Origin of the sequence: Bradyrhizobium sp. AZCC 1693, from assembly GCF_036924745.1 — a bacterium.
In the GTDB taxonomy this organism is placed as follows: domain Bacteria; phylum Pseudomonadota; class Alphaproteobacteria; order Rhizobiales; family Xanthobacteraceae; genus Bradyrhizobium.
This window is the reverse complement of record NZ_JAZHSD010000001.1, coordinates 5,548,151-5,565,772: the sequence shown is the minus strand read 5'-3', so window position 1 is coordinate 5,565,772 and position 17,622 is coordinate 5,548,151. Positions and strand designations below refer to the sequence as shown.

The following is a 17,622-nucleotide window of genomic DNA, read 5'->3' as shown; positions in this document are numbered from 1 at the left end:
CCCCTGGGGCATTGCCCCGGGGAGGCATGGCTCAATTGCCCTACACCGGCAGCTTGCGGCTGTAGTCGATCGCGGTCGAGCAGCCGAACAGGGCCATGCCCGCCGCGGCGAAGAACATCAGCGCCAGGAAATACGATCCCGTCATCTGGACAATGAAGCCAACGATGATCGGCACTGTAATGCCCGCGATGTTGCCGCCGAGATTCATGCAGCCGCCGAGGAAACCGGCACGATCCCGCGTCGCCAACATCGAGGGGATGGCCCAGTACATCCCGCACCAGCGCAGGAAGAACAGCGTGGTCGACAACAGCGCGACGACGATGATTGGATCGCGCACATAGGCAACCGCAAAGATCGAAGCCGTGGCGATCAAGGCCGCGATCCCGAACAGCGTACGGAAGACGGCGTTGGGGGTGCCGCCACGCGCCCGCCAGGCGTCGCCGATCAGCCCGCCCACGAGTTCACCGATGAAGCCGGCGAAGAAGATGATGAAGGAGGCGCCGCCCAGCGTCTTGATGTCGAAACCATGCACCTTGAATAGGTAGCTCGGCAGCCAGGTCAGAAGCCCATAGAACACCGTGTTGAAGAACATCCAGCCGCAGCACATCAGCCAGACCGAACGGTAGCGGAAGTATGCGCCCACACTGCCGCCCCTCGAGGCCGGTGCCTGGGCGTCTTCGAGCGCGTGCGCCGTCTCGATGAAACGCGCCTCGCCGTCATTGATGGAGGGATGCTCGCGCGGGGTGTTGCGGATGTACCACCAGGCGAGGAAGCCGCACAGCATAGTGCCCACGCCGGCGACGATGAATGCCAGCCGCCATGAATCGAACGCCGCGATCAACCACGCGATCACGATTGCGCCCAGTGCCGCTCCGAGCGGAGCACCGCCGTCGAGCAGGGTCGCGCCGCGGGCACGCTCGTTTTGCGTCATCCAGATCGCGTTCAGCTTGCCGCCGGCCGGATAGATCGGCGCTTCCGTCGCGCCGAGCCCAAGACGCGTCAGCACCAGCATGAACCAGCTCGTCGAGAGCGCGGCGACAGCCTGGAAGAACCCCCAGCCGATCGTCGCAACGGCGATGACGATGCGCGGCTTGAACTTGTCAGCCAGCATGCCGCCGGGAACCTGCATGAAGGCGTAGGTCCAGAAGAACGCGCTGAGGATCAGGCCCTGAGTCGCCGGATCGAGATTGAATTCTTTCGCGATGATCGGCATCGCGACGGACAATGATGCGCGATCGATGTAGTTGATCGCGATCAAGAACAACATCAGGAAAAAGATCTTCCAGCGAACATTGGTCCGCTTCAGCGCCAAAGCGCCATCCGCCGTCGTGGCACGCCCGTCCATAGTCACCCTCCGTTGCTTCGACCCACCCTCCTTATGTTTTCGATGACTGCTCTTCGGCGGGAGTTGATGCGGGTCCTCGCGGTGTAGGGCAGCACACGCCCCAGCGCAAGAAAAAAATAGCATATTGCATGCAATTATTCTTAAGGGCTTGGTTTTCCTGCAGTTTCTATCATCTGGATTTGTATCTCCGAGCGAGACCGCTGGGTGGGCTTGGGCTTGTCTTCCCGCCGTCGTCCATCATGAACTTGCACCGCATCAAATCGTCACGGGAGAGCGGTCACGGAAATCGATCGCGTGGCAAATTGAGTCTACTTGGCGTTGGGTCAACGATCGACGATCAACTGACGCTTCGCGGTAGAACTCCGAAAATCGTCTGCCACCTGGAGCCGAGATCGATGGCATCTTCTGTTCTCACTCTCCGAATGAAGCTAGGGCCTCGCCAACACCTCGCTCCGGGATGCGGATCCTTGTGATTCGGCGCGTTTTATTGGGCTTGAGTTTGCAGTGGCTACTAGGAGCGAATGTAACGACCGAGATGCAGCAGCGACGACGAGGTCCAGATTGGCCTGACGGGATTCGATGCGCGTCTGCGAGGATGCGCGCCTACGCGGAGGAGACGAACCGGCTCAATCGCAATCGGCGCTCTAACGGCGCTGCATGGCGTGCAGGACTAACCAAGGTCGAGAAAGCGATCAGCAGCATTATCGAGGCGATCGAAGATGGCCTTTATCAACCGTCGATGACACCAGGGGTCATGTCGAACGAACTCCCAGCCAGTTGTCGAGTTTCGGCCAGAGACGTCGGATAGCGTTGGCACCGGCAATAACGCTGACGTGGCCTCCCTTGAACACGATTTCCTCCTTGTCGGCCGATCCGATCTTGGGGATCAGGTGCTTGGTCGCCTCATAGGGAGCGATGTGGTCGTGCTCCGCCACGGCGTGCAGCATCGGTATCTTGATGTTTGACAGATTGACTTTGCGGCCGCCGACGACGAGCTCGTTGTTGTGGAGCTTGTTCCGCCAAAGCAGGTCCTTGATCATCTGCCGGAAATACTCGCCCGGTAGCGGCAGCGTATCTGCGCCCCATCGATCGAACATCCGGTACGATTTTACATACTCATCGTTCCAGATGTTGTCCCACAAATTTATCTGCGCAAAAACGCGCGACGCTGGACGCAACATGTCGAACCCGGCAGTAACAACCTCCGGCGGCACGTTGCCAAGACTGTCCACCAGTTTATCGACGTCGAAGTGCCGTTCATCGGACCAGTTCCGGAACAGCGTCATCTGGTGAAAATCGATCGGCGTCGTAAAACAGACGAGATTTCTGACCGGCCCGCCGGCGTTCAGAGATGTGTAGATCAACGACAGGATCCCGCCTGCACAATACCCGAGGATCGTGACATCCGGTTCACCGGTTTCGATCTGGATGCGTCGAATCGCGTCGGGGATGAAATCGAGGGCGTAGTCGTCAAACTGCAGCTTTTTTTCATCCGGCCGCGGCGGGGCCCAGTCAAGCGCAAAGACATCGTAACCCCGCTTGAGCAGAAATTCGACGAGGCTCTGACCTGGCGCCATGTCGAATACATAGGCGCGATTGGTCGGCGCCATCACGAGCAGGACCGCCACCCGGTAAACCTCTCCGGCAAGTGGGTGATAGTGGTAGAGGTTCATCGTGCCGCGAACATGGAGCACGTCCTTGGGCGTGGAGCCGACGGCCGGAGCAGGCGATGTAAAATACTCCACACCCTTGATGTTGCGCTGGATCGCACGCTGAACCTCGCTCTGGATTCGCGCGGCAACCGATGGATCACTTTGGGGTGCAGCGGTGGTCATCGATGGCCTCCGCGCTCGGCGAGCATTAGATCGAAGTTCTTGCTGGCCATGCCTCCATCCTCCCGCGATCGTTCACCCAGTCATCGGCGCTCGCGCCCTATTCCCATGTCCATCCGCGCGATCGGCATAGGGATTAGTCGGTTTTCGATTTTGAGCCGCCTTTCGAACGGCCGCTTCCGTTTCTGGTCCCGCTCTTTGGCAACGATACATGCGCAGATGGCAACAGCCCCTGCACCGGGTGCAGGCTGCCGCGCTCAAGGACGAACATGTCGCCGCGGTAGAGAAAGCTGCCGGCGAACACGACCTTGTCGTCATCGTCGAACCACCATGACCGCATCTGAATGAGCACGCTGCCAAGCGAGCATTTCAGATGCTGCGCGATGGCTCGATCGGCATAGGAAATCGTGAACAACTGCCGATCGCGGGCGATCGGTATCCCGCTGAATTCGCGAAACAGCGCCGAAATTCTTGTCGTCTCCTCACGTCCCCTGGGGAGACGTTCGTAGGCGCGGCTTGCGACAAAAACATTCATTACTGCAAAAGGTGCGGCCTCGCTGTAATGAATCTTCATGACCTGCGCGTAGGATTCGTCGTCCTGGTCCGATGACAATTCCGGCGGCAGCGCGACGTGTCGCGCACGTTTGAGAATCTTGATTTTCGGAGTTGGAATCGGGGCGTGCAGACTGCTGTTCGCGGTCCGATGTTCGGAGTTGTCAACCGAGGGCACACCAGTGACGTAGGTGCCACTTCCCCTTCGGCTGATAATCAGTCCATCGTTCGACAGCAGTCCGAGCGCCTGACGAACCGTGATGGCCGCAACCTGATATTCCCGGCACAGCTCGGGAATCGTCGGAAGGCGGGCGCCGCGCTCCCACGCGCCGGAGGCGATGTGCTGGCGAAAGATGCGTGAGAGGCGGACATAGAGCGCAATCCGATCGTTGTCGTCGACTTTTGCGCCGTTGTGGGCGGGCCAGCTGATCGTCTGCGCAACCGTCATCATTGCTCCGAACGCTGTTTCATCGGCGAAATGAACTCGCCAAACCCGTCAATACCATAGCCGCCGCGATGGTCGGCCGTCCGCAACCTTCGCCCGCGTTCAGCAGGAGCCCCGGAGATCGAGGACAGATTTCTGCCATTGACATCCATTAATGCTAAGATTAGCACTTTAGCATGATAAGGACCAGCCCGTCGGAAAATAATATTGTGAACGCTGGCGCGAGGGACAGGCCAATGAATGCGATCTTTCGGCAAAGTCCGGGTGCACAAAAGCGCCCCCTCGCCAGAGTGGACTGGCGCGCGCAATTCTGGATCGACGGAATGGATTTGTTCGGCTGGCCCTCGTTTGCGGACCGCACCGTCGATGAGGCGCGCAACGATTTCCGCTTTCTGATCAGGGCGACATCGACTTGGCAGCCGGTACGCTCGGTGGGAGCGGCCATCGTCGCATCGCCGCGCGGCGATATTCCGATACGAATTTACGTGCCGTTGTCGGGCGCGTCGCCACGTCCGCTTCTGGTGTGGTTCCATGGCGGCGGTTTTACCGTGGGCGATCTCGAGACCGCCGACCCGACCTGTCGTTCGCTGGCCAACCGCTCAGGTGCGGTCGTCGTCTCGGTGGATTACAGGCTCGCGCCGGAACATGGCTGCCTCGATGCGGTCGACGACGCTTATGCGGCGACGCAGTGGGCGATCCGCAATGCCGCGGCGCTGGGCTGCGATCCCGGCCGGGTCGCGGTTGGCGGCGATTCCGCGGGAGCAACGCTCTCGGCATTGGTCTGCTTGCGCAGTCGTGACAACAACGAACCATCTCCCGCGCTGCAGGTACTGGTCTATCCGTGCAGCGATTGCACAATGGCTCTCTGTGACCGCAGTGTCGACGGACCATTGCTTGACTGGTCCACGATCGACTGGTTCGGAGAGCAGTGTTTTGGCGAACATGGCTCCAGACTCGATCCCGCCGATCCGCGCATCTCTCCCTACCGCGCGAAAGATCATTCCCGGCTGCGGCCAGCCCTGGTGTTGACGGCAGGGGCCGACATACTCTGCCATGACGGCGAAACCTATGCGGGATGTCTGCGCACTGCGGGGGGAAAAGTCACGCATCATCGCTTCGAGGGACAGGTTCACGGCTTTTTCTCGATGGACTTGGTGTTTGGTGAAGCACGTCGCGCCCATCGTCTCGTCGCTCGGGCGATTACCGATATGCCTCGACGATCGATGTCCACCACTGCGCCGATGCCGAATACTTTACCAGTCATCTGGGTCAATCCGATCCAGCGGGCTGCAACAATGGTCGCGGAGCTTGCGGTACGCGCGCCGCTGCTCGTAGCTGCGCAATTTCTGTCAACAATCGTGACCCATCGAATATCTGGCGCGGCGAGCAGTCGGTCGCATTGACGAAGCAAAGCCACCTGTCGAGAGTGGCGAACGAAAAACTTGCGCGAGTGCATCGAGGGAGGAAGCAGCGGCGTCCGGTATCGGCCTGGCAACTGGGTGCCGAAGCGCCAAGACGCTTTTCTTCGAGGACAAAACGTAGACCTGCAGCAGGGTGAGGCGGTGCAATGACAAGTGCTGTCGACTTCGGAGATTACGAACTTTACGCCAACGGTGTTCCCTACGATCTGTTCGCAAAGCTGCGGCGTGAAGCGCCAGTCCTTTGGGTCGCAGAGCCGGCCCGGGGAAAATTCCCCGGCGGGACCGGCTATTGGGCCGTATTCCGTCATACCGACGTGCAGACGGTTTCACGACACCCGGAAATCTTTTCGTCTGCGATCGGCGGAACGACGCTGCGCGATCTGAGACACAAGGATCTGGAAATCGTTCGGCACATGATGCTGAACATGGATCCACCGCGGCACTCCAAACTCCGCAAGATTGTCAATCGCGTGTTCACACCGCAGGTCATCGGCCAGCTCAAGGGCTCGATCGAGGACCATGCGCGCGAGGTCGTTGATTCCATTGCGGAGAAGGGTTCGGTCGATTTTCTCGAGGAAGTCGCGGCCGAAATGCCACTGCTGGTCCTGGCTGACATTTTCGGCTTCCCGTCCGAAGACCGCCATTTGCTTCATCGCTGGACCGACACGATGATTGCCTACGACGATCCCGACGCAGGTCCAGCGGAAGCCGCAGCCATTATCGCGACCGTCAAGGAGATGTTCGGCTACGCGTCGGGCAAGACCGCGGAGAAACGGGTCAAGCCAACGAACGACGTCTGGAGCCTGATTGCGAACGCCGAGGTCGACGGCGAGCAACTAAGCCAGGGCCAGCTCGACCGGTTTTTCCAGCTTCTAGTAATTGCGGGCAACGAGACCACCCGCAGCCTCATTAGCAGCGGGATGCAACTGCTCTCGCAACACCCCGATCAGCGCGACATGCTCCTGAAGGACATGAGCCTGCTACCCGCAGCCATCGAAGAAATGCTGCGCTTTGCGCCGCCCGTTATTCAATTCCGCCGCACAGCAGCGGTGGATACGATGCTCGGCGGCCGCGGCATCGCCAAGGGCGACAAGGTCGTCATCTTTTATGCATCGGCCAATCGCGACGAAACCGCCTTCGAGCAACCAGACAAATTCGACATCCGGCGTAATCCGAATCCGCACGTCTCATTCGGCGACGGCACGCACTTTTGCCTTGGCGCCAATCTGGCGCGGCTCGAGGCCCGCGTGATCTTCACTGAACTGCTAACCCGCCTTCCCGATCTGGAAATCACCGGCACACCCGAACGGCTGCGGTCCAATTTCGTCACCAACTTCAAGCATATGTCGGCGCAGTTCACGCCGGCGGCGCGGCGTGCGCCGGCCGATATCCGCGCGAAGGCACTCGCGCCGAGCGAGAGTGTCGCGACACCGGCCGCGGCGAAGCCGGCCGCCTTGGGAAAACACGGGACCCCCCTTCTCGTCCTGTTCGGATCGAATTTCGGAACTGCCGAAGACACCGCACGGCGCATCGCGAGCGACGCCGACGCGCACGGTTTTGCCACGACGGTCGCGCCACTCGACGACCATGTCGGCGATCTCGCGAGCGAGGGCGCCGTCATCATCGTGGCTGCGACTTACAACGGCACGCCGCCGGACAACGCGACGCATTTCATGGAATGGCTGCGCACCGACGATGGCGAGCCGTTGACCGGCGTCAGGTATGCTGTGTTCGGCTGCGGTAATCATGACTGGGCCGCCACGTTCCAGGAAGTTCCGCGAACGATCGATACGCTGTTGGAGAAGCGCGGCGCGCGGCGCCTTTATTCGCGCGGCGAGGGTGATGCGGCGGATGACTTCGATGGCCAATTCGAGGCGTGGTATAAGCCGCTTTGGCCTGCGCTTGCGGCAGAGTTTTCGATCGGGCTGGAAGCTTTGGTGTCCGGCCCGATGTTCGCAATCGAGGTCGTGCCGGGCGAGCGGATGAGCCCGTTCGTGGCCTCGCTCGGCGCCAGACCGATGCGCATCGCCGTTCATCGCGAGTTGCAGTCGATGGCAGGGCCTGATCCGTCGGCCGCGTCGACCCGGCATGTCGAACTCGAACTACCCGATGGCGTCGCCTATCGGCCTGGCGATCATCTCGGGGTTATCCCGCACAACAGCGATGGCCTGGTCCGTCGAGTTGCAGCCCGTTTTGGATTCGAGAAGGACGCGTTCATTCGTCTCCATGCCCGCAGCGAGCGCCGGACGTTCCTGCCGATCGGCGAGCGCATCTCGGTTCATTCGCTACTGGCCGATTACGTCGAGCTTCAGGACCTCGCGTCGCGCTCGCACATCAGAACGCTCGCTAACTATACCGAATGCCCCTTCACCAAGACCGCGCTGGAAGGGCTTGCGGCTGAGAATGGCAGCACCTATCGCGACGAGGTGCTGCTGAAGCGAAAATCGGTTATCGATCTGCTCGAGCAGTATCCAGCCTGCAAGTTGCCGCTTGAAATCTATCTGGAGATGCTGTCGCCGCTTGCGCCGCGCTACTATTCGATTTCGTCGTCACCACTTGCGTCGAACGGGCGTTGCAGCATCACCGTCGGGGTCGTTCGTGGCCCTGCCCGCGCAGGCGTCGGCTCTTTCACCGGCGTGTGCTCCAACTATGTGAGCCGGCAGGCCGAAGGCAATGTTGTCTATGCCTTCGTGAAGGATACCAAGTCCGCCTTCTACCTGCCCGAGGATCCCAGAACGCCCCTCATCATGATCGGGCCGGGAACGGGCCTCGCACCGTTCAGGGGATTTCTGCAGCAGCGGGCCGCGATGAAGGAAAGGGGAATCGCGGTCGGCGCATCGCTTTTGTTTTTCGGATGCCGGCACGAAAAGCAGGACTTCCTCTATGCCGACGAACTGAGGGAATTTGCCAGCCAGGGCGTGACCGAATTACACATCGCCTTCTCGCGCATGCAGCCTGAAAAAGTCTATGTGCAGGACCACATCCGCAGAGCCAAGGACAGGGTCTGGGCCCTGATCGACAATGGCGCGATCATTTATGTGTGTGGCGATGCGAGCCGCATGGAGCCCGACGTCAGAAAGGTGCTGGTCGGCGTGATCGAAGAAAAGCTCGGCGTCGATGCCGCGGCTGCCGGTAAGCGCTTCGACCAACTTGTGGCGGAGAACCGCTATCTCGTCGACGTTTGGGCGACGGGTTGACGCAATTTGAAACAAAAAGTGGTCGCGTCACGGACGCAGGCTACCGATCCAAGAGCTCTCGGGAGGAACCTATGGCAACCGCAGCTTCTGAACTTTCGCCGCAACGCATCCGCCGCATTGCGCTGGGCGACATCCTTCATCGCTCCGCGCGTCGCTACGGCGAGCGTGCGGCGCTGATCGACGGCGACCGTCGCCTGTCGTACCGGGAGTTGAACGAGGCCTCGAATCGCTTCGCGCACCATCTGCTCGACCTTGGCCTGCGCTCCGGAGAGCGCGTCGGCATGTTGTGCGTCAACTCGATCGAGATGGTTGTGGCAATTTTTGGCATTCACAAAGCCGGGCTGACTTGGGTGCCGATCAACAACACGCTGGCGGTTGATTCAATCGGCTACATCCTCAACCATGCCGAGATCAAGCGGATCGTTTTGGATGTCGGTTTCTTCGCCAGGTCCGAGTTGCGCGACCTGTTGCAGGCCAAGGGTGTTGAGCCGTTGTTGACCGCGGTCCCCGGCGACACGCAGCCGACGGGTGTGCCGACCGTCGCGCAAGCAATTGTGTCGGGGCCGACAACAGAGCCCGACGTGGAGATATCGAGCGATCAGCTGGCGTTCATCATGTATACCAGCGGAACGACCGGCAAGCAGAAAGGCGCGATGCACTCGCATGCATCGGTGAACGCGGCGCTGCTGAGCAACGCGGTGGAGTGGGGTTCTGGACCCCGCGGCGACGTCTGGAGTGGCATGCTGCCGCTGTTCCACGTCGGGCAGTACTCGGTCACCATGACCGCGATGACCGTTGGTGGAACAGTCGTGTTGCTGCGCGGCTTCGACCCCGGTGCGGTGCTGGAGGCCGTTGAGCGTCACAAGATCACGGTGATGGTTGGGCTGCCGATGATGTACGGCGCGATGCTCGCACATCCGTCGCGGCCGACGCGTGATCTGTCGAGCCTGCGCCTCTGTGTTTACGCGATGGCTCCGATGTCGAAGACGCTGCTGTTGAAGCTGCTCGACGAGTTCTGTCCGAACTTCACGCTCGCGTCGGGACAGACCGAGATTTTTACCGCGGCGACGATCTTCGAGACCCACCAGCAGCGGCAGCGCTTTGGCGGCTATTGGGGCGTTGCCACGGTCGCCGACGAGGTTGCCGTGATGAGCGATGACGGCCGGCTGCTCGGACCCGGCGAAGTAGGTGAAATCGTGTTTCGCGGCCCCAACGTGATGCTGGGCTACTACAAGGATCCCGAGGCCACCGCCAACGTCCAGCGCTTCGGCTGGCATCACACTGGCGACCTCGGCACTTGGGACAATGATGGTCAGTTGCTGTTCCTCGACCGGCTGAAGGACATGATCAAGTCCGGTGGCGAGAATGTGCCATCAATCAAGGTCGAGGAGGTGCTGCTGCGTCATCCGGCCGTTCTGAACGTCGCAGTGGTCGGTCTGCCGCACGATCGTTGGGGCGAGGCAATCACTGCGTTCGTGACAGTCAGGCCCGGGGCACAGGCCGCCGCGGATGAGCTGATCACCCATTGCAAGAGCAACCTGGGCAGCTTTGAAGTTCCCAAAGATGTCATCTTCCTTGCAGCGCTGCCGATGACCTCGACCGGCAAGATCCAAAAATTCGAACTGCGGCGCGCGCACCTCGAGCATTATCAGACAAGTTGAATGCGGCTTGGAACGTCCGCTGTGATCGTTGCGGCTGGCGCGCTGATCCTGCTTCGTGTTTCGCGAGCCGAATCACCTTAAGTTTTTGGGCGGTTCGAAGATTGGTGAGCGGTTTCGGGATGCCGAAGCGGCAGCGAATTCTGCAGAAAGCTGATGCTGTCTATTCGGCTAGACACCGACGTGTGCCCGACCGACCGGGTGGCGATCTCGCAAGCCGTCGAGCGGGCTCGGCGCGGATGGCGATAAAGTTCAGCCGATCTTCATAAGCCTCGATACGGCGCACGACACTCCCGCGCAACAGACCGACTAAGTTGCTCGTTCCACCCGCGATTGATCGGACTGGCCGGGACACCCGGGAAACCGGAAACCACCGACATTGATCGCAACCGTACGGCAAGCCGGGTTCGCTGTTTTGTTCTGAATGGTAGCGTTTTGGTGCGGCCATTCAGAATAAAACTGCGAACTCTTATGTTATTGAAATTTCTACAGTCGGGTCAGATGGACGCCTTGGGGCGTGTAGGCAAACTTGAAATGCGCATCGCTCGGACTCGGAGCCTGATGTTCCATCCAGCCGAGCTTCGGGCGCGTTCTTGCGAAGGAATGGACGGCGGCCCCATCGAGGTATAACGTAGCTTCGCCTGCAGGCGAAGGCGCCGCGGCGGCGTCGAGCCCCTCTGATGTCGGTCATGGAATGACGGTCATCGGAGAGAGGGGATGAGCCCATGATCGACAGGCACGGCGAGGCGATTTCTATTTCCCTGCTCGGCGCTGCAGGCGCGCTCGCTCTGTCCCTCGCGGCGTTCTCCGCTTACGGCCAGCAAGGCAGCCAGGCCGAATCGATCGCGGCCTGGAACCAGATTGTGACGGTGTTGCAGCATCCGCGCTGCCTGAATTGCCATCAGCAGAACGTGCCCCTGCAGGGCGACATGAGGCGCATCCATATTCCGCTTGTCGTGCGCGGTTCAGACAGTCACGGCGTCGGCGCGATGCGTTGCGGCAACTGTCACAACGGAAGCGGCAATAGCGAGACGTCCGGAACGCCGGGCGCAGGCGGCGCAGGACTCTGGCAGCTCGCGCCCCTATCGATGCTTTGGGAAGGTCTGTCGAGCAGCGATCTTTGCAGAATGCTCAAGGACAAGGCGCGCAATGGCGCGCGCGACGGTGCCGCGCTGGTCCACCACATGGAGCATGAGCCTCTTGTTCTTTGGGGCTGGAATCCGGGCGGCGACCGGGCTCCGGTGTCGTTGCCGCACGACGAATTCGTCAAGCAAATGAAATTGTGGGTGGCGGGCGGAATGCCGTGCCCGGGTTGACGCGCACGGTCGCAAGGGTGCCTGCCAACGCGGTTTGCAGGAGGGCTCTATGGTTGCACTGAACATCAATGGCCGCGCCGTGGAACTCAATGCCGATCCAAAGATGCCACTGCTTTGGGCGATCCGCGACTTTGTCGGGCTGACTGGCACCAAATATGGGTGCGGACGCGCGCTATGTGGCGCCTGCACGGTGCATCTTGACGGCGACGCCGCGCGTTCCTGCTCCATCATGGTGAGCGATGCCGTGGGAAGGAAGATCACCACCATCGAGGGCGTGTCCGGCACGGTCGCGGACGCGGTGAAGGCGGCCTGGCAGCGGCTCGACGTCGTGCAGTGCGGCTATTGCCAGTCGGGCCAGATCATGTCGGCGATTACGCTATTGACGGGCAACAAGAAGCCGAGTGACGAGGACATCGATCTCGGCATGGAAGGAAATGTCTGCCGCTGCGGCGCCTATCAGCGCATTCGTGCCGCCATTCACGAAGCCGCACAAAATCTTTAGGTGATGCCATGAACGCATTGACGCCCTCACGCCGCGCCTTCCTGCAGGGCACAGCCGCCAGCTTGGCGGTATTCACGCTGGGGACCTTCCTGCAACCCTTCGGCCGCGCGCTGGCGCAAGCTCCAGCGCCTGGCCCATTCGATCCCAACATCTTCCTGCAAATTGCATCCGACAACACGGTCACGTTGATCAGCAAGCATTTCGAGATGGGGCAAGGCGTTACGACCGGCCTTGCTACCCTTGTTGCCGAGGAGCTTGGCGCCGACTGGAGCCAGATGCGGTTTATATTCGCGCCGGCTAATCCTGCGCTTTACCACAATCTCCTATTCGGCCCGGTCCAGGCAACCGGCGGCACGACCTCGACAGTTGAAGCTTGGACCCAGATGCGGCAGGTCGGCGCCGCGGCGCATGTCATGTTCGCGACCGCAGCCGCCAACAAGTGGCAGGTGCCGGCTTCCGAAGTTTCGATCGAAAATGGAGTTGTGGTGCACGGTGCGAACCGAGCGACCCTGGGGTCGCTCGCGGAGGAGGCGATGAACGTCCCGGTGCCGACCTCTGTCACCCTGAAAGAACCCAAGAACTGGACGATGATCGGAAGGCGGTTGCCGCGCCTCGATTCGGTCATGAAGACCACCGGTCAAGCGATATTCGCGCTCGACTTTCGCCGGCCCGGCACGTTGACGACCGTGGTGCTTCGTCCGGACCGCTTCGGCGCGACGGTCGCTTCTTTCGACGCCACAGAAGCAAGAAAAATCGACGGGGTCGTCGATGTGCAGCAACTACCCACCGGAATCGCCGTCTACGCGACCAATACCTGGGCCGCGATTGAGGGCCGTAAGGCGCTCAAAGTGACCTGGGACATGAGCAAGGCCGAGACCCGCTCGACCGAGCAGATCTTTGCCGAATACCGAAACCTGCTTGAGCAGCCTGGACTGCAGGCCACCAAGCGAGGCGACACCGGGGCGGCCTTGGCTAAGGCAGCGAGGACGGTAGCGGCCGAGTTCACGTTCCCGTATCTGGCGCATGCCCCGATGGAGCCGTTGAACTGCACGATTGAGCTCGGTGCGGATGGTGCGGAAATCTGGTCGGGATGCCAGTTACAGACCATCGATCAGTTCGTGGCCTCACAGGTGCTTGGATTCAAGCCCGAGCAGATCAAAATCAACACCATGCTGGGCGGCGGCAGTTTCGGGCGGCGCGGCAATCCCGTGGCAGATTGGGTTGCCGAGCTCTGCTTTGCCGTAAAGGCAATCGGCGGGCGCGCGCCCGTGCATCTCGTCTGGACGCGCGAGGATGACATCAAGGGTGGATTCTACCGACCAATGGCCTTGCACAGGGTGCGCGTCGGCCTCACGCAGGACGGTCGCATCTCCGGCTGGCAGCACCAACTAGTCTCCAAGTCGATCTTCACCGGCACGCCGTTCGAAGCGGTGTCGGTAAAGGACGGACTCGACGTATCTAGCGTGGAGGGCGTCGCCGATACCGACTACGCCATCCCCGATTTCGACGTGCGTCAGCACAATGTCTCAACGCCGCTACCGGTGTTGTGGTGGAGGTCGGTCGGCAATTCGCACACGGCATTTGCGATGGAGACAATGATCGACGAGCTCGCCGGCCTTGCGGCGCAAGACCCTGTCCCCTTCCGCCTCGGCCTGCTTGCGAATGATCCTCGCGACGTCGCAGTCGTGCGGCTCGCGGCAGAAAAGGCGGGATGGGGAACGCCGCTCTCCGAAAAAGGCCGCGGACGTGGCATCGCCTTTCATCACTCGTTCGGAACGCGGGTCGCGATGGTTTCTGAAGTTACGGTCCGCGGCGGGGTAATCAAGGTCGACCGCATGGTCGCCGCTGTCGACCTCGGCGTGGCCGTCAATCCCGACGTCGTCGTGGCGCAGGTTGAGGGTGCGATCGGTTTCGCGCTGTCGATGGTCCTGCGCAACGAGATCACGCTGAAGAATGGCGTGGTGCAGCAAAGCAATTTCGACGACTATGAGCCGACGCGCATGCGCGAAATGCCAAAGGTCGAGGTTCACATCGTGCCGTCCATGGAACCGCCGACCGGCATAGGCGAGCCGGGATTGCCGCCGGTCGCGCCGGCGATTGCGAATGCCGTCGCAGCGGCCACCGGCAAGCGGCTGCGCAGCCTGCCGCTGCGCTACGCGACGTTTTCGGGCTGACGAAACAACAGACTAATCGGTTCGTAGACTGCGCGCGTGGACGATTGACGATTTGGTGTATTGTTCGATCATCAATGCTCTCACCACGATGACGTTGGCCCCTCCCAGGTAACTGTTTGTGCAAATTGCGAAAAGAGAACGGATTGTTCGCTCTTTTATTCTGAATGGTGGTATTTTGGTGCGCCATTCAGAATAAAAGTGCTATGCTATTGAAATCAGTTATTTAATTGTTACCTGCTGCAACGCTCGGGTTCGAATATCTGCAGTCGGCACCGCTCCGCGACGACGTTGATCACCGCTCGCGCAGGCTCATGGCAATGGTATCGGCGATGATCAGCCGGACGGGCAGCCCGCTCTCCGGCTGAACCGATGCCCACAAGCACCGATCGCGCCCATTGTCTTCATCGACTGACGACTTTCAGCGCAACGTCATCGCCGGCATGGGATAGGGGAAATTCGAGACCGCGCACGCTTTCCGCGGCATCTGTGAGGTAGCGGAAGCCAGCGATATCGGCCGGCTTTCCGACCAAATACCCCTGAATTTGATCGCAGAGTTCGGTGCCCAGGAAACCCAGCTCCTCGCTGGTCTCGACACCTTCCGCCAGCACCGGCAGCTTGAGCCCACGCCCGATGCCAAGCACCGCGCGAACGATGGTCGCCGCCTGTTCGTTAGCGTTGACCGCCTTGATGAAGGAGCCATCGATCTTGATCTTGTCGAACGGGAATGCCCGCAAGTTCGACAGCGACGAGTAACCGGTCCCGAAATCGTCCATGGCGATGCGGACGCCAAGTGCCTTGAGCTGACGCAACGTCGCCAGCGCACGGTTGAAGTCGCGGACCAGCGCGGTTTCGGTGATCTCCAGTTCGAGCCGCCCGGGGTTCAATCCTGTTTGAACGAGGATTTCGTGAACCAGTTGCGTAAACTGCGGATTATGCAGTTGCATCGCCGAGACGTTCACGGCGATTCCGAGCGGATTCGTCCAGCCGCTGGCTTCCGCGCATGCCTGTCTAAGCACCCATTCGCCGATCTGCTGGATCGTTCCACTTTCCTCCGCGACGGGAATGAATAAGGCCGGTGGAACCTGACCGCGCTGTGGATGATGCCATCGCAACAAGGCCTCAAAGCCGGTGATCTCGCGCGTGTCAAGCCGGGCTTGCGGCTGATAGGCCAGTTCAAATTCATGCCGTGCGATCGCGCTGCGAAGATCGTGCTCCAGCATGCGCCGATCGCGCACCTCGACGCCCATCGCGGCTTCAAAGAAGCGATAAACACCGCGGCCGTCGGTTTTGGCGCGATAGAGCGCAGTATCTGCGTGGGTAAGAAGGCCCCGTCCGTCCCGGGCGTCGTTCGGGAAAATCGCTACCCCGATGCTGGTGGAAACGAACGAGGCCGTGGTCGATGAGTCGTTTTCGATCCGCAACGCTTCGATGACGTTCTCGGCGATGCGGCCTGCCGTCGACGGACTGGAGAGGTTTGTCGTGATAATCGCAAATTCATCGCCACCGAGCCGCGCCATCATCTGGTTTCGATCGAGAACTGCCGAGACGCATTTCGCAACCTTCTTCAGCAGCGCATCACCCGCGGCATGCCCGAACAGGTCATTCACTTCCTTGAAGCGATCAAGGTCGAGGCAGAGCACGGCAAATGACCGGCCCGAGGCCTGATGCGCCTCGATTTCCTGATCGAGCCGGGCGTTGAAGCTGTTTCGGTTCGGCAAGCCCGTCAAGGCGTCGTGGTGCGCCAGAAAATGAATATGCTGCTCAGCTTTCTTCCGGTCACGCAGATCGCGGACGGCGATGGCATGATGCGGTTGACCGGCGAAATCGATCGAGCGAAGAATGAACTCAGCCGGAATGAATTGGCCGTTGACGTCGCGCAATTCAGCCTCGATCCGCTCGCGCGGCCTCGCGACCAGCTTGCGCCTGACGGACTCCTCGGGCAGGCAGATCGCCAGCGATTCCCCGATCACATCGTCGGGGACATAGCCTGTCAGTTCTGTCAGGCTTGTATTGATTGAAACAATCTTGTCGCCGTAGCAGACCAGCAGCCCCTCGGCCGACGCATCGGCGAGACCGCGCATGCGATCGACTTCCAGTTCGGCGCGATGGCGTTCGCGGATATCGAGCGCAAGACCCGCGCAAGCGAGAAACAGGATCGTCAGCGACGCAAGCGCGACGCCGAGCGCAAGCCAGCCGGCCGGCAGCGCCAGTTCCGAAACCACGACCGTCGGGTCGGGGATGATCGAAACCGCGCCCATGGCGGTGAAGTGGTGACTGCAGATTGCCAGCGTGAGCAGCACCGCCCCGATAGCCTTCCATTTCATCGACCCGTCGCGCAAACCGGCTGGCAGCGCGGTCGCTCCGATCGCCGCCCCCAACACGATGGAAACGACAACGAGAATGGAATCCCACTGAATCCGGCCGGCGATCTCAAAAGCTGCCATTCCGGTGTAGTGCATCGCCGCGATGCCGCCGCCGACGGTCGCTCCACCGATCCAGCGCCCGGCAGGCACCCTGTTTCCGGACGCGATTAAAAGACCCACGCCGGTGAGCAGGATAGCCGCGACGAGCGATAGCAGGGTGAGGATGATGTTGTATCCGCTCGGGATGCCAGGCGAGTACGCAAGCATGGCGATGAAGTGTGTCGCCCAGATGCCGAAGCCGCATGCGGTGGCGGCGACGCACAACCAGACATCGCGCATGTAGCCCGTTGTCTTGCGGACGTGATTGAGAAAGTTGATCGCCGCGAAAGACGCGAGCGCACATACGAGGGCCGCCAGCACCACCAGTCGCAGGTCATGCTCGTAGGCGATGCAGCTGTATATGGTAAACATGCGGATGGCGCGCCCCGGTGAAATATCGCAAGTGCAATTTCACCGGACGATACAGCCGCCGCTGTTGCGCAATCCTGAACAAGGCCGAAAAGAACGGACACCTTGGTTATTTTTCCGTGACCTGCCGGCCCATTTCGTCGATTGAACGGCCAACGATCCGATACCGACGAGAATCCTGACCGGCGTGGCGCAAACTCGGCGGCTTTCGGCCAGCCCGGTCGAGCGCGCGGCGAACTCACCGTGCTCAAACCTACTGAGTCTTTCGGCGAAATGAGAGCAGCGCTTCGGAACGCCCCGAAGAGTGGCTGCAAAAGCCACGAGGGGTGAGTTTCGGGTTCGTGAAGCT

10 protein-coding genes are annotated in these 17,622 nt (G+C 60.7%); 6 read left to right on the top strand and 4 right to left on the bottom strand.

The features are described from left to right. Positions 1-40 precede the first annotated feature (40 nt). From V1293_RS26325 to V1293_RS26315, 3 genes are all read right to left on the bottom strand, one after another. Positions 41-1,345, bottom strand: coding sequence for an MFS transporter (locus V1293_RS26325; RefSeq protein ID WP_334513464.1), 1,305 nt, complete (start codon positions 1,343-1,345; stop codon positions 41-43). A gap of 752 nt (positions 1,346-2,097) precedes the next feature. Further along, positions 2,098-3,180, bottom strand: a complete 1,083-nt coding sequence (locus V1293_RS26320; RefSeq protein ID WP_334513463.1) for an alpha/beta fold hydrolase — start codon at positions 3,178-3,180, stop codon at positions 2,098-2,100. 133 nt (positions 3,181-3,313) lie between these two features. Beyond that, positions 3,314-4,177, bottom strand: a complete 864-nt coding sequence (locus V1293_RS26315; protein WP_334513461.1) for a GntR family transcriptional regulator — start codon at positions 4,175-4,177, stop codon at positions 3,314-3,316. 233 nt (positions 4,178-4,410) lie between these two features. On the opposite strand from V1293_RS26315, the gene V1293_RS26310 reads away from it, so the two are divergent. From V1293_RS26310 to V1293_RS26285, 6 genes are all read left to right on the top strand, one after another. Continuing rightward, positions 4,411-5,577: an alpha/beta hydrolase gene (locus tag V1293_RS26310; RefSeq protein WP_334513459.1), complete on the top strand. Its 1,167-nt coding sequence runs from the start codon at positions 4,411-4,413 to the stop codon at positions 5,575-5,577. Between the two features lie 164 nt (positions 5,578-5,741). Further along, the gene (locus V1293_RS26305; protein ID WP_334513458.1) at positions 5,742-8,792 is read left to right on the top strand and encodes a cytochrome P450; all 3,051 of its coding nucleotides are present in this window, start codon (positions 5,742-5,744) and stop codon (positions 8,790-8,792) included. Continuing rightward, entirely contained in the window at positions 8,789-10,453 is a 1,665-nt protein-coding gene (locus V1293_RS26300) for a class I adenylate-forming enzyme family protein (RefSeq protein ID WP_334513456.1), read from the top strand. The genes V1293_RS26305 and V1293_RS26300 overlap by 4 nt, the downstream gene beginning before the upstream one ends. A gap of 722 nt (positions 10,454-11,175) precedes the next feature. Then, complete coding sequence (locus V1293_RS26295; RefSeq protein ID WP_334513454.1) at positions 11,176-11,766, top strand: hypothetical protein; 591 nt, start codon at positions 11,176-11,178, stop codon at positions 11,764-11,766. Between the two features lie 49 nt (positions 11,767-11,815). After that, the gene (locus V1293_RS26290; RefSeq protein ID WP_334513452.1) at positions 11,816-12,268 is read left to right on the top strand and encodes a (2Fe-2S)-binding protein; all 453 of its coding nucleotides are present in this window, start codon (positions 11,816-11,818) and stop codon (positions 12,266-12,268) included. An 8-nt stretch (positions 12,269-12,276) separates the two neighbouring features. Continuing rightward, positions 12,277-14,442, top strand: coding sequence for a xanthine dehydrogenase family protein molybdopterin-binding subunit (locus V1293_RS26285; protein WP_334513450.1), 2,166 nt, complete (start codon positions 12,277-12,279; stop codon positions 14,440-14,442). A gap of 401 nt (positions 14,443-14,843) precedes the next feature. Here the strand turns inward: V1293_RS26285 and V1293_RS26280 are convergent, their stop codons facing one another. Next, on the bottom strand, positions 14,844-17,276 hold the full coding sequence (locus V1293_RS26280; RefSeq protein ID WP_334513448.1) for a bifunctional diguanylate cyclase/phosphodiesterase: 2,433 nt from the start codon (positions 17,274-17,276) through the stop codon (positions 14,844-14,846). Positions 17,277-17,622 lie beyond the last annotated feature (346 nt).

What these genes read in the sequence shown, in the direction of transcription:
- V1293_RS26295 (WP_334513454.1), top strand. Translation starts at nt 11,176, where the DNA reads ATGATCGACAGGCACGGCGAGGCGATTTCTATTTCCCTGCTCGGCGCT.
- V1293_RS26280 (WP_334513448.1), bottom strand. Translation starts at nt 17,276, where the DNA reads ATGTTTACCATATACAGCTGCATCGCCTACGAGCATGACCTGCGACTG.
- V1293_RS26285 (WP_334513450.1), top strand. Translation starts at nt 12,277, where the DNA reads ATGAACGCATTGACGCCCTCACGCCGCGCCTTCCTGCAGGGCACAGCC.
- V1293_RS26310 (WP_334513459.1), top strand. Translation starts at nt 4,411, where the DNA reads ATGAATGCGATCTTTCGGCAAAGTCCGGGTGCACAAAAGCGCCCCCTC.
- V1293_RS26305 (WP_334513458.1), top strand. Translation starts at nt 5,742, where the DNA reads ATGACAAGTGCTGTCGACTTCGGAGATTACGAACTTTACGCCAACGGT.
- V1293_RS26290 (WP_334513452.1), top strand. Translation starts at nt 11,816, where the DNA reads ATGGTTGCACTGAACATCAATGGCCGCGCCGTGGAACTCAATGCCGAT.
- V1293_RS26315 (WP_334513461.1), bottom strand. Translation starts at nt 4,177, where the DNA reads ATGACGGTTGCGCAGACGATCAGCTGGCCCGCCCACAACGGCGCAAAA.
- V1293_RS26320 (WP_334513463.1), bottom strand. Translation starts at nt 3,180, where the DNA reads ATGACCACCGCTGCACCCCAAAGTGATCCATCGGTTGCCGCGCGAATC.
- V1293_RS26325 (WP_334513464.1), bottom strand. Translation starts at nt 1,345, where the DNA reads ATGGACGGGCGTGCCACGACGGCGGATGGCGCTTTGGCGCTGAAGCGG.